12 protein-coding genes and 2 riboswitches are annotated in these 13,645 nt (G+C 39.5%); of the genes, 1 reads left to right on the top strand and 11 read right to left on the bottom strand.

The annotated features are described in order from the left end of the window. Positions 1 to 734 precede the first annotated feature (734 nt). From M3221_RS20820 to M3221_RS20860, 9 genes are all read right to left on the bottom strand, one after another. Positions 735 to 2,180: an MFS transporter gene (locus tag M3221_RS20820; protein WP_251273598.1), complete on the bottom strand. Its 1,446-nt coding sequence runs from the start codon at positions 2,178 to 2,180 to the stop codon at positions 735 to 737. Positions 2,181 to 2,324: 144 nt separating this feature from the next. Further along, positions 2,325 to 2,894: a YdhK family protein gene (locus tag M3221_RS20825; RefSeq protein ID WP_251273599.1), complete on the bottom strand. Its 570-nt coding sequence runs from the start codon at positions 2,892 to 2,894 to the stop codon at positions 2,325 to 2,327. A gap of 59 nt (positions 2,895 to 2,953) precedes the next feature. After that, positions 2,954 to 3,574: a nitrite reductase gene (locus M3221_RS20830; RefSeq protein ID WP_251273600.1), complete on the bottom strand. Its 621-nt coding sequence runs from the start codon at positions 3,572 to 3,574 to the stop codon at positions 2,954 to 2,956. Between the two features lie 81 nt (positions 3,575 to 3,655). Next, on the bottom strand, positions 3,656 to 3,835 hold the full coding sequence (locus M3221_RS20835) for a flagellar basal body-associated FliL family protein (protein ID WP_251273601.1): 180 nt from the start codon (positions 3,833 to 3,835) through the stop codon (positions 3,656 to 3,658). Positions 3,836 to 3,860: 25 nt separating this feature from the next. Then, complete coding sequence (locus tag M3221_RS20840; protein WP_251273602.1) at positions 3,861 to 6,287, bottom strand: heavy metal translocating P-type ATPase; 2,427 nt, start codon at positions 6,285 to 6,287, stop codon at positions 3,861 to 3,863. Positions 6,288 to 6,366: 79 nt separating this feature from the next. Further along, positions 6,367 to 6,573: a copper chaperone CopZ gene (gene copZ, locus M3221_RS20845; protein WP_251273603.1), complete on the bottom strand. Its 207-nt coding sequence runs from the start codon at positions 6,571 to 6,573 to the stop codon at positions 6,367 to 6,369. Between the two features lie 28 nt (positions 6,574 to 6,601). Beyond that, positions 6,602 to 6,937 carry a metal-sensitive transcriptional regulator gene (locus M3221_RS20850; RefSeq protein ID WP_311316158.1) on the bottom strand — a complete coding sequence of 112 codons (336 nt, stop codon included), beginning with the start codon at positions 6,935 to 6,937 and terminating at the stop codon, positions 6,602 to 6,604. A 607-nt stretch (positions 6,938 to 7,544) separates the two neighbouring features. Continuing rightward, a complete protein-coding gene (locus M3221_RS20855) occupies positions 7,545 to 8,135 on the bottom strand; it encodes an HTH domain-containing protein (RefSeq protein WP_251273604.1) in 591 nt (196 codons plus the stop codon). 2 nt (positions 8,136 to 8,137) lie between these two features. Then, complete coding sequence (locus tag M3221_RS20860) at positions 8,138 to 8,461, bottom strand: hypothetical protein (protein ID WP_251273605.1); 324 nt, start codon at positions 8,459 to 8,461, stop codon at positions 8,138 to 8,140. Between the two features lie 54 nt (positions 8,462 to 8,515). Then, a riboswitch (cyclic di-GMP riboswitch) is annotated at positions 8,516 to 8,602 on the bottom strand. 192 nt (positions 8,603 to 8,794) lie between these two features. On the opposite strand from M3221_RS20860, the gene M3221_RS20865 reads away from it, so the two are divergent. Next, on the top strand, positions 8,795 to 8,983 hold the full coding sequence (locus tag M3221_RS20865) for a hypothetical protein (RefSeq protein ID WP_251273606.1): 189 nt from the start codon (positions 8,795 to 8,797) through the stop codon (positions 8,981 to 8,983). 56 nt (positions 8,984 to 9,039) lie between these two features. Here the strand turns inward: M3221_RS20865 and M3221_RS20870 are convergent, their stop codons facing one another. Continuing rightward, entirely contained in the window at positions 9,040 to 10,251 is a 1,212-nt protein-coding gene (locus tag M3221_RS20870) for a PAS domain S-box protein (protein WP_251273607.1), read from the bottom strand. Then, positions 10,166 to 12,697: an EAL domain-containing protein gene (locus tag M3221_RS20875; protein WP_251273608.1), complete on the bottom strand. Its 2,532-nt coding sequence runs from the start codon at positions 12,695 to 12,697 to the stop codon at positions 10,166 to 10,168. The genes M3221_RS20870 and M3221_RS20875 overlap by 86 nt, the downstream gene beginning before the upstream one ends. Positions 12,698 to 12,793: 96 nt before the next feature. Further along, a riboswitch (cyclic di-GMP riboswitch) is annotated at positions 12,794 to 12,878 on the bottom strand. Positions 12,879 to 13,645: the final 767 nt, after the last annotated feature.

Raw genomic sequence — 13,645 nt, forward strand, 5'->3', positions numbered from 1 at the left:
TATCTGTTGTAAACTGGTTCATAGGGAAGACCTCTTTTCTGTGAATTGTGTTGTGGTGATTCAATTCTACAAGAAAAGGTCTTCCTTTTTCTATTTACTCATTTACACAAAATATTTTACGCTCTCAGTGTTTGTGAGAGCGTCTGTTTTATTATAAATTTTTATATAAATATATATTAATATAAAAATTTATTTATATCAGCTTTAGGCTTGAAAATCCCGACATAACAAGGTTTTCGAGCTTCTTTCTTTATATAATCCATTGCCTTGAATGGATAGCCAAGCCGGTTATAAGCCACTGCCATGTTACAAAGAAACTTGAGCAACTGAACATCTTCAAATTTCGTAAACCCGTTGAGACACAAGTTATTGAACATAGAATAATGAACAGGGTTTTGTTACAAAAAAAGCAATAAAAAAGTGCCCTTTTGAGAACCGGGCGGCCGTGTTCAGAAAAGGACGAGTTTCTGCACATAATAGGTGATTAATGAAACATAGGTTTCGAGCAATTTATCTCAAGAAAAAAGCATGGTGAAAACTTGACGATAATTTTGAAGATCCGTTTTCCTAGCAACAAAAAGAACCCGCCTCAAGGCGGGCTTTTATTTGTAAATAAACAACCGTGAATAGCAATAATCGCACTTAGTTAAATGAATTGCTCTCCCGCCCATTAACTCGGTTTAACAGCTATTTAAAAACGCTCTTTACCTAATCTGAATCGCTGAGAATAGTGACTACAACGTTGCGGATCTATTCGATTTTGTTTCTCCTTGCTCTGATGAGTGAACAAATATAAGCGCTAATATGGCTCCTGCAAAAGCTGCTATTCCACACCAAAAAAATGCTTGTTGATAGCCTTCGTTTAAAGCAACTGCCGGGGTCCCTGTAGTATTGGCCGCAATTGCCGCTGCAATGGAAACCATGATGGCTAAGCCAACTGCTGATCCAACTTGGTATGTCGTATTATATAAACCAGATGCTAGACCAGACTCTTCTGACTTAGCCTCCGATACAGCAGCCGTAGTTGCTGGGAGATAGGCAAGTGCATTGCCAAGAGCAGCCAATAGCAGAGGGATAAACACATCACCCCAATAGTTTCCATCAACCGTATTTCCTGAAAACAGAAGCCCTGCACAGCCGAGTATGGTAAAGCCAATGACCATCGTAACTTTCATACCGAATTTCGCCATTACTTTTTCAGCTAGAACAATCATGAAAATAGCCATTAGAACCGGCGCCGGCAACATACCCATTGCAGCCGTGAAAGGTTCAAATTTCAACACCTGCTGTAAATATAAAATAAGAAAATAAATAAGCGGAAACCAAGATGCCGATAGCAAAATAAGTGAAACGTTCCCCGCTGCCAAGTTTGGTGTCTTAAAGATGCCAAGCGGCACCAGTGGTTCTTTTCTAAAAACTTGTATAAGGATAAAGACAATGAATAAAACGGCTCCAATCGCCAAAGGCAATACAGTAGAGAGTGCTTGCCAGCCATTTTGTTCTGCGGTTACAATGCCATAAACAATTAGAATCAATGCTGCCGTAACAGAAACAGCACCTGCATAATCAATACGGCCCATTTTTCTCATGCTTTTCTGCAAGAGTTTTGGTGCCAATACTAAAACGAGAATACTAACGGGAACGTAGAATAGCAGCGTCCACCGCCAGCTAAGCAACTGTGTAATGACCCCTCCTAGAACGATACCAAGGGAGCCGCCAGCCGCTCCAGAAAGACCCCAGAATGCAAGCGCCTTACCCATTTCCTTCTTATTTTTAGAAAATAAAATCATAATAATGGAAAGTGCTGACGGTGCAATCAAAGCTGAACCAGCACCTTGGACTGCTCTTGCTACATTAAGTGATAATTCGTTCCAAGCTAATCCGGCAAATAAAGACGCTATGGCTAGAATCGAAACCCCCCACATAAAAATGCGCCGATGGCCGAATAAATCGGATAATCTTCCTCCCAATAGCAATAGTCCACCAAACACAATAAGAAAGGCATTCATTACCCATTGCAGGTTTGCCTCTGTATAGCCTAATGCGTCTTTAATAGCCGGCAAGGCAACCTGGATAATAGCAGAATCCATCATTACAAGGAAATTCGCAAAGCACAATAAAGCAAGGGCTTTCCAGCGCTTTGGATCAGGCTGTGCAAGCGTTTGTGGATTTGTTGACATAGTTCAATCTCTTTTAATCTTCAAATTTCATCGATTTTTTAAGTATAGGATACCCCTGTATGGTATAAAAGACACGATTTTCTGCCCTTGGCAACAGCATGCATTCAAATAGTGCACATAATTCCCTAATGCTTTTTTGTACTCTTAATCAGCTGAGAGTTCACTTTCTGTGACCCATTTATGATTTGTCACTTTTTCTCCGTCAGTCGTTGATGAGTAATCAACCATATAAACTGTAGTTTGTTGAGCTGAGTCAATTATTGCCTTTGCCCCCTCCATGCCGTTCATGTGGTCTGCTTCTAAAACCACTTCATCTCCAGGTTCATATGGTTGGTCGCTGGCATCTTTAATCTCTTCATGGATAACCCATTTGTGGTTTGTTACTTTTTCTCCGCCAGTTACCGGTGTATATGAAACTGTATAAACTGTGGTATCGAATGCACCGACAATCGTTGCTTCAGCACCTTCCATTCCTTCCATGTGATCAGAGTGAATCATCGCTTTACTTCCTACCTCAAACTTTGGATTTACTGCTTCTTTTAATCCCTTTGGCAGTTCACCAGAACTTGAATGATTCATATCATGCATCCCTTCATGGCTGTCATTGTGGTTCATATCAGCATGTTGATTTTCCTTATCTTCTTTGGAACAGGCTGCTAAAAATACGGTTAGGGCCAAGGTAAGAAGAAATAGGGCCATGCGTTTAGTTTTCATCACGATCACTTCCTTTAACTTAATTATCTCACTGCCACGATAACATACAGAAATCCGAACTAACTTATTAATTGATCTCTGCCTATCCTTTTCAAAAATTTATAGAATGTCTCCCGTTTTTTCCCCATTTGTGAATAGACATCAATAATCTTTTCTACAGTCTCGTATAACTCTTCTGGCGTCAGATTTTCTACCAGCAGGGAACCCACCTCAGCATCTTTCCCCTTTGCTTTTCCACCAGCATATAAACTGTAATGATCTTTCATTTTCATAATCCCTAGGTCACTTAACAGAGGTTCACCGCAGCCTACAGGGCAGCCTGTATAAGCAACCTTTAAGGTAAATGGAACGGCTTTTCCTGCTATGCGGTGATTTAACTCTTTTGCTACAGGCATTCCTTCCTCTTCTTCCCCTTTGCAAAAATTGCAGGTTCTCAAGCTCTTTACGAAGTTTCCTACTGGATAGCAGGATAGTCCCGCTTCCTTAAATGTTTCTTTTACTGCTTCCGCTTTACTTTCAGGAACTTCAATATAAAGCTGCTGGAAAGTTGTTAACTCCAGTTCGTCACCCTCATTCATGTGCTCAGCAATCACAGTCAACTGTCTAGCATTTAGTTTTGCACCGAATGATATTCCACCGTTAACGGCGAGTTTCACCATTTTCTCTTTTGATTCGTTCATTATTCTCTCCTTGTCTTTTTTCATTAGTTCGGAAAAAGTTATGGATATTTAAAGGAATTCTTTCTTAATACGGCAAAATCACTATACGCCAGTAGGGTATACGTAGTAATCTACATTTTCCTTCTCTTGAACCGTCGCTGCTGCATGATCGGTGTGCTCATCCGCCTTTGGATTTATACTTGCATATACGCTGTATCCCGCGATAACTATCCCAAGATACAAGACAGCTGAAGCTGCCCAGATCATAATGCTTTTTTTCATAGATATTTCCCCTTTCTACCCCTGTTCAAGCTTTTAACTTAATCCGCTGCAGTCTTAAGGCATTGAGAACAACGGATACAGAGCTGAACGCCATCGCCGCACCGGCCAGCCATGGGGCTAAGAAGCCTGCCGCCGCAATTGGGACACCGAGGGCGTTATATGCAAGTGCCCAGAAAAGGTTTTGCTTAATATTTGAGATCGTCTTCTTACTCATGAAAATCGCATCTGCAATGCTCGTCAATTCTCCCCGTATGAGAGTAATGTCTGCAGCTTCCATGGCTACGTCGGTACCTGTACCAATCGCCATCCCGATATCAGCCACAGTCAAGGCAGGTGCGTCGTTGATCCCATCGCCAACCATGGCTACTTTTTTGCCGGCCAGCTGGAGCTTTTTCACTTCTTCTGCTTTTCCTTCCGGCAATACTTCTGCAATGACTTGCTTAATTCCAACCTGCTTTGCAATCGCCTGGGCTGTCTGGGTGTTGTCCCCTGTAATCATCACTACCTCTAGACCCATATTCTGAAGGCGGGAAATGGCTTCTTTTGAGGTTTCCTTAATGGTATCCGCAACGGCTACAATCCCAGCATAGCGCCCATCAATAGCTACTAACATGGCTGTTTTTCCCTGCTTCTCCAGGTTCTCCATTGTTGTTAGGCCATCCTGTACATTGATGTTATACTTCGCCATCAATCTGCGGGTACCGATAAATAATTGTTTGTCTTTTACCGTCGATTCGATACCAAAACCAGGAATAGCTTCGAATGTATCGGGTGACCCCAGCTCAATACCTTTTTCCTTGATACCTTCAACAATTGCTTCGGCAAGAGGATGTTCTGAATTTTTCTCCGCCGTGCCAACGAGGGCAAGAAATTCGTTTTCCTCAATGCCTTCTGCCAAGATAACATCCGTTAAAGATGGCTTTCCCTTTGTCACTGTACCTGTTTTATCCAGGATAATTGTATCTAAACGGTGCGTTGTCTCAAGATGTTCTCCGCCTTTAAATAAAATCCCAAATTCAGCTGCACGGCCTGAACCGGCCATAATGGAAGTTGGTGTAGCCAAACCAAGTGCACAAGGGCAGGCAATGACTAATACGGCAATGAACTTTTCAAGAGCTTCCGCGAACTCTCCAGGGCTTACAGCGAAATACCACACGAGGAAGGTTACAATCGCTATTCCTACGACAATCGGCACGAAAATGCCGGAAATCACATCAGCCAGACGCTGGATCGGCGCTTTAGAACCTTGCGCTTCCTCAACTACCTTAATAATCTGGGCTAAAGCTGTGTCTTTCCCCACTTTAGTCGCTTTAATTTTCAAGAAACCATTTTTATTAATGGTTGATCCAATCACATGGTCTCCAACCGTCTTATCAACTGGAATGCTTTCCCCGGTCAGCATGGATTCATCAAGCGCAGACCGGCCTTCTATGATTTCTCCATCAACCGGTACTTTTTCACCCGGTTTTACAAAAACAATATCGCCTTGCAGGACGTCTTCAATCGGAATGATCATCTCCTGGCCATCACGAACGACCGTCGCATTTTTTGCCTGCAATCCTATGAGTTTTTTGATCGCCTCGGAGGACCGGCCTTTTGCCTTTGCCTCGAACAGTTTGCCCAAAATAATTAACGTGATAAGGACAGCACTTGTTTCAAAATAAAGCTCAACCATATGAGCATTTTGTCCAATGGATTCAAAAGACAAGTATACGCTGTAAAAATAAGCAGCTGAGGTTCCAAGCGCAACAAGAACATCCATATTGGCACTTTTATTTTTTAATGCCTTGTAGGCGCCAACGTAAAACTGTTTCCCGATGATAAACTGAACGGGTGTAGCTAATGCCAATTGTACCCATGGATTCATTAACATTACTGGTACGTAAAGCCCGGATGTAAACTCAAAGTGCCCAACCATCGCCCATAAAAGCGGCAATGAAAGAATGACTGAAAAGATAAACTTACCTGTCTGGCGTTCAATTTCTTTCTGCCGGTGGTCGATATTCTCCTGTCCACTTTCGTCACTCTTTACAGCAGCTCCGTACCCAAGAGATTCGACTTTTTTGATGACATCTGACTGGGAAAGGACAGAAGGATTATATTCAACACTCGCCCGCTCAAGAGCTAAGTTTACATTTGCGTTTGCAACACCCTCCATCTTATTTAATCCTTTTTCAATACGGGTAGCACAAGCTGCACAAGTCATCCCTGTAATGTCAAACTCTTTCTTTTCCTTGATGACTCCGTACCCGAGATCCTCAATTTTTTTCTGGATGGCTTCTACATTGGTTTTAGCAGGGTCATATTTGATTTGAGATTTTTCTAGCGCTAGGTTAACGGATGCATTTTCTACGCCTTCAAGCTTATTTAATCCTTTTTCAATCCTCACAGCGCAGGCTGCACAGGTCATGCCGGAAATCTGTAAGCTTGTTTCTTTCACGCTGTCACTCATGTTTCCTCACTCCTCATACCCATATAGGGTATATTTTTTCCCGAAAAGAACGTGCCATTAGTTAGCACGTTTTTTATTTTTATACTATGTCATATCCTTGGTCATCAATTGTTTCTTTAATTTTTTCAATAGAAACCTGATTTGTATCATATTCGACATCTACCTTGTTTGCCTGTAAATCAACTTGCACAGAGCTGACGCCTCCTAATTTACCCACACTGTCTTCAATTGCTTTGATGCAGTGTCCACATGACATTCCTTGTACATTCAAAGTTGTTTTTTCCACTTTTATTTCCTCCCTCAAATACGAGTGCTTATTTTTTCATCAATCTTTGAATCGTAACTAAGAGCTCATCGACTACTTCATGGTCACCTTCTTGGATACGTTCAATCACACAGCTTTTCATGTGCCCTTCGAGAAGAAGTTTTGCCACACTATTAAGCGCCGCCTGGGTTGCTGAGATCTGCGTAATCACATCATCACAATAAACATCTTTTTCAATCAGGCCTTTAATCCCTCGAATCTGCCCTTCAATCCTATTCAACCGGGTAACTAAATTTTTCTTTGTTTTTTCGGAATGGTGGCTTTTTCGACAGGAGTCTGTTTCTAAAGAAGCCAATTGATCTTCATTTTCTAAAAACGGTTCAATTTTATCCAACTTGCCACCTCCTCTACACTCACCTTACCATACCCCCCAACCCTATGTAAAGGTTAAAGTTTGTCTTTTTATTATTATCTTTTTCCATAGATTTATCCTTTTAAGAAAATGAAGCAGCTACCTTAGATTGGGCTGCTTCATTCTTTAAAACTTTATTTACTTGTCAATAAAATGTTTGACGTCCAAAGTGAATTTCGCGTAAAAGTGTACTTAGATGTACGAGAGATGTTTGTTACAGAAAAAGCAATAAAAAAGCGCCCTTTTGAGAACCGAACAGCCGCGTTCAGAAAAGGACGAGTTTCTGTACATAATAAGGTAATTAATGAGACATAGGTTATGAGCAATGTTTTGAGACACAAAAGTAATAGGATTTTGGCTATAGAGAAGCTGTTCATAAAAACATCTCAAAAACAATCATTTTTAAGACACGCAAGATATGAAAATGGCAGCTTTCAATTTTTTACTGAAAGCTGCCATTTTTTATTAGCACTAAGATCTCGTTATTTGAAATATCCACATAAGGTTACTAAATAATTCTAAAATGAGCCATACTTTTAATTTAAAATAAAATGGAAATAAAACTAATGGGAGCAAAAAACTATGATGACGTTCCTTTATCAAATAACGATTTTCCACGTGCGTAGCGACGCTCTACGCTGATTCGGCTTCTATTGAGCTTTTTGGCAATCTCATCAAAACTCCATCCATCTTCTCTCCATTTTAAAAGGAGTTCAACTTCTTTTGTTGTCCAGCGTGTATAAGTCTTTATTGTTTTACCTGCAGGAGTCTTGCGGGCTTCCTCTACCCAATCCGGCTCAGGAGGCAGGGCATGTTTTTCAAGGAGACTGAAATCGATTTTCTCCTGATTGTGTTTTGCCCAGTTCCAAAAAGAATGGACATCAATGAGGTGAAACTTTCGTTTGCAGCGTGTTATACGTGATATGGCTTCCAGTCCATAAAACTGAATCCAATTGTATATGGTTTTTCTGTCCACATTCAAGGCTTCAGCCAGCTCACTCCCGGTTAAAAGACCTGTAGCGTGTTTAGTATTCCCGAGACCCATTCTCTTTAATTTCAATGATACTGCTGTCTCACTTCGATCAAGTTGTCTGGCGATGGCAGATAGGGAGCAGTTACCCACACGCTTTTGCAGAAAATAAAGGTCTTTTTCTGTCCACTTTTTTCCCATATTTATCGCTCTCCCCTTTTACATTCGTAAATAGGCTGGAGGCAGCTTGCTGCTTGTTGAGGTTTTACAGATACAACACTCAGAAAAGAGAAAAGGGGATCATCTTCTGTACATTTCCTCAACAAACGAAATATATTGGGTTCATGTTCTTTTAGCAATGTCATACATTCAATAAAAGGCAGCCCATCTTCTTGGTCATTTTCTCTTTTGAAAGAGTGTAAGAATTGTACAAATACTAAGGTTGAATCAAAATCATTTAGATAGTTTTGCAACAACAAAAAAGACTTCCCAGTGTTCCTTTTTAATTCAGTTATTTTTCCTCGCATTTTCCAATCCCACCTTAAGTAGTTATTGGCCCAAATACGGAGTAAAAACTCTTATTTGGCAACCCGGCTGTCATAATCCTTAAGGATCGTAGACCCGTGGCTTTGCGTCCTTCCCTTTCGAAAAGTTTGCCTTTATCATTATCAATCAATTAAATCATGTCGGAATATTTCCAGTCATTGGTGTCTTTACTTGTCTCACTCTATAGGGTCAGTCCCTATTCATTATCACGAACCTCATTCTTATTTATTTAACATCTTATTGATAAAATATATAATCATAAAAAGTTCTCGTTTCGAGAACCTTTCTACGTCGAATGACAAGGAGGAGATACCTTGTACTGCCTTGCAAAAGATTCTTTTGATTATTATGTGTATGGAGACACTGACGACGTGATGATTTTTATAGGAGCCAATACAGATATTAAATGGGAACTATGTTTTTATTTAGAAAAAAAAGATTTATTAGAAGCTGTGAAAAATATGAATAAAACAAGATCGACGATTGTAATGAGTTTGTTTTGAATCATAAAGCTAAAAGAAACATAAAAATTAGGCTGCAGTATAATATTCAGGATTATCTAATACTTAAAAGGTTTTTTATTCAATATAACGTCTTGTGTTTTGGAAATAAGGGACTGGTTAAGTGGTAAAATAACCTCCACAATGGTTCCCTGATTGACAATAATTTCTAAGTGGATGGTTCCACCATGTTCTTCGATAATTTTGTGGCTGATCATTAAACCTATTCCCGTGCCTTTTTCTCTTAGGCCGTAAAATGGTTCACCTATACTTTTCATTCGTTCCTCAGAAATACCATAACCTTGATCAATAAACCTAAACTTGATACGGTCAGATCCATGCTTCATTGTTTGAATTTTGATGACTCCTCCATTTAACGTGGCTTCCACAGCGTTTTGAAGAATATGGATAAAAACCCGTTTGATTTGATGCTCATCACAATGGAGAGCTGGCAGTTCGGCATCTGTTTTCTTTACGATTTGAGTATTTTTCAGTGCAGCTTGTGTACTGACTAATGTCATTACATCATCTAAAAGAATGTTTAGATCAGTTGAAGTCACTTTACTTATTTGCGGCTTAACAAATGCTAAAAATTCATTGACAACTTTTTCTACATTGCTGATTTCAGACAACATAATATCTGTATACCCAGGATTATTTAATTCATCCTGCATTAATTGAAGAAAACCTTTTAATGCAGTAAGAGGAGTCCTTATCTCGTGTGCAACGCCTGCCGCTAACTGACCGGCAACAGCCAGCTTTTCTGTTTTTTGTATAAATTTCTCTGTCTTTTTTCGCTCCGAAATGTCTCTTGCTACTACAATAATACGTTCTATTTCTCCATTTTCACCAAGTACAGGCGTTTTTTTTGATTCCATATAAACCCACTCGCCATCCGCATCTGTCATTCGGAATTCGAATTGGCTGGGTTTTTGAGTCGATATCATGTGAAGAAATTGTTTTTGACTATCAGAAATATCATCAGGATGAACCCTGTCAAAAATCGATTTCCCTTCGTAAAACTCTGGCGGATTTCCCAGTACCGTTTTATGCGAAGGGGAAGCATAGAGAATGGTTCCATCCACATTTAAAACACTTATTAAATCCTCCATATTATCTGTAATAAGACGATAATTGGCTTCACTCCGTTTTAGGGCTTCTTCAACCTGTTTTCTTTCGGTGATGTCAATACAAGAACCAATAACCAATAACCTCCACCACTTGTCCGCCTCTTCGGATGGGGCGTAAGGAGGCAGCATAATAGATGCCATTTACGATTCCCTCGTATGTTACATGCTCCTGCCCATTCCAGGCTTGCTGGTAATATTCATGCTTTTCTTTCGCACTTTCCAAAGGTAGAAAATCACTTAGTTTCTTACCGGTAATTTGTTCAGGAAGTAAGCCAAGTCGATACAGCAGCTCTCCATCACATAGGGTGTGAATAAAGGCCCCGTCTTTTTTAACAAACTTAAAAATCATCCCTTGTTGCTGCCGAACCGTATCCACTAACTCTTGGCGGGCGATTTCTAATGCTTCTTCTGTCCGCATTTGATTGGATACTGCTGTTGGAATACCATTTTGCGGAATAATTTGCTCGATTTCATTAATTTTTCGTTTTAATTCTGCTGCTGGCACCGGTTTGCTGAACAAATACCCCTGGGCCTGATTACAAAGATGTCGCTGGAGGAACACCAAATGCTCTTTTGATTCAACGCCTTCAGCCACAACATTCATTTTTAACTGATGAGCCATCGCGATAATGGTTTTCGTAATAGCCGCATCATTTGGATCTGCTGTACAGTTACGAACGAATGACTGGTCAATTTTCAGTTTATCGATGGGAAGCATTTTTAAGTAATGAAGGGAGCTATAGCCTGTGCCAAAGTCATCCATACTGATTTGGACACCGATCTTTTTTAGTTCCTCTAAAATTTTAAGCCCCTGCTGCATGTCCATTAACATGCTTTCAGTAATCTCAAGCTCAAGATACTCGGGAGAAAGTTTTGTCTCTTTTAAAATCTCTTTGATCATTGCAATTAAATCAGGCTGATACAGCTGGCGGACAGAGAGATTGACCGATATTACCATAGGAGGCAGTCCCGCTTCCTGCCAGGCCTTATTTTGTGCGCATGCCGTGTATAAAGCCCATTCACCAATCGGAATAATAAGCCCTGTTTCCTCCGCAAGAGGGATAAATGTCGCTGGAGAAACCAGCCCTTTTTCCGGGTGCTGCCAGCGTAATAGTGCTTCTGCTCCAGCCACTTTACCTGAAGATAAATCTACCTTAGGCTGATAATATAAAAGCAGTTCCTTTTGTTTCAGTGCTTTTCGAAGATCGGTTTCTATCTCCCATTTTTCATACGTGTATTCTGCTTTACCAGAATCATAGAATCGATAATGATTTTTCCCTGTCCGTTTCACTTGATGGAGGGCTAAATCAGCTTTTTTTATTAATGTATCGACATCCTTGCCATCGTATGGATAAAAGCTGATGCCAATGCTCGCTGTTGTATATAGCTCATACTGATCGACATGAAAAGGCTCCGTAAAGCTGTCCAAAATATGCCTCGCCACTGCGGCCACTTCTTCTCGCCTCATATTACAGAGAGAAACAAGAAATTCATCACTGCCGTTTCGCGCCACATCTCCCTCAATATCCATACAGCTTTTTAACCTGTCTGATACCTTCTGTATTAAGCGGTCGCCTGTTTCCTGCCCCAGTGATTCATTAAAAACCTTAAAACGGTCTAAATCGATACTAAGAACAGCTACATTCTTGGTTGTTTCCTGAGACAAATGATTTTTTAAACGATTATAAAATTGATACCGATTGGACAGTCCCGTTAAGTCGTCGTGATAAGCCAGATATTTAATTTTTTCTTCTGCTTTTTTCCTTGCAGTGATATCAAGAAGGGTTCCTGTTATGGCAGGCTTCCCTTTATAGGTTGTCTTAGATCCAAGCACTTCCATATGAAGCACCGTTTGGTCTTTTTTTATAGCCCGATATTGATAGTGAACATTTGAAAACCCCTCTTCCATCCGCTTTCTCAGATTGTCATTTACGATCATTCGATCTTCCGGATGGATAAAATTCAGCACATTCGATCCAATTAGTCCTTCCCTTGTGTAACCGAGCATTTCAGCCATTTTTTGATTCACATACATAATGATGTCATCTTGAATAATATAAATACCAACTACAGATTCCTCTGCCAGGTTCCGATAGTGAGACTCGGCTTCTGTTAGAGCCGCCTGTGTTTGATTAAGAACAGTAATATCTTTATGAATTCCATATACGCCAACAATTTGATCATTGACTATGATGGGTATATTCGTGACCCTTATTTCAAAAATTTCACCATTTTTGCCATATATAGCAGTCTCATAGGTTATTGATTTTCCCTCTGCAGCTGTTTGGAAATGTTCTAAGGTCTTCTCTAGCTGGTCTGGCACAACGTAAGGAATAAAAGATTGATGCAGCATTTCTTCTGGTGTATAACCATAGTGCTCTATGGTTGTATTCATGCTTAAAAAGTTTCCTTCTAGATCAAACGTTATAACCAAATCTGGATTCTGCTCATAAAGAGACTGGTAGTGCTGTTCATTTTTTTTAAGATCCAACAGTTTCCCTGCCCATTTTTTCTGAATACGGGCTTGAAGAAAGATAATAATTAACAGAATCAAGATTACAACACCAAAACCAATCGTCGATTCCATACTGCACCCCCGAACATCAAAAGATAGATTGTAGCTCATTTATACTTTAAGTCATTAAAAAAGACTAAACGAATACCGATTAGTCTTTTTAATATCGTCGGTAACTGGCTGGCATAATCCGCAGATTTTAGCCCCTATAGTTTTGCGTCTTTACCTCTCGATAAATTTGCCGTTGTAACTTTTATTCAATTATTCCACAACATATAAACGAAACTGTTTATTTTAAAAGAGGAAAGTATTATATCTACATATGCTAAAGTCTCTTTCTCTTCGTCTCTCTTAAAATAACAGCTAAACCTATGATATAAGGTTTTCGTTTTCATTTTCATTTTCTATTTTTAGTAAATGGTATTATATGCCTATAATATAATAATTTATATATAAAATCGACATATTTTTTGTTTTGATAGCTAATTACTAAGCGTGTTAGTGATGTATATAACTGAATTTCTGATCGAGCACTTAGCAAGAAATCACAAAAGACATTACCTGACGTTCTAACCCTCATAAGTATTTTTGTTTCATCAAAGATTTGGTTTCCTTCATTGAAATAACCTTTATGATTTGAAAGGTATATCCACAAGCTCGTCCTTTTCTCAACATGACCACCCGGTTTTAAAAAGGGCCAATATAAGCGGTATTTTGTACGCTAAATATATTCAAAAACTTTTCAGAAATTTATTTAACAATAAAAACCTAGACTAATTAGTCTAGGTTTTTATTGTTAAATTATGACCCTAAAGGGGTTAAAAAAGACCGTCTATTGACAGTCCTGTTGTATTAAAACACACGTTAGTCGAGTGATAACTTTTTTCAGCTGTTGATTGTTGGTGTATATAATTCTTCTGTTGCAGTAGGAGATAAAGTTATTTCCACGAACGAAATTGTTCCTGTATCGTTTCCTTTTTCATCAGTAAGAAAATCTCCGTATAATCGGTAAACTTCTCT

Source organism: Domibacillus indicus (assembly GCF_023715895.1).
In the GTDB taxonomy this organism is placed as follows: Bacteria; Bacillota; Bacilli; order Bacillales; family Domibacillaceae; genus Domibacillus; species Domibacillus indicus_A.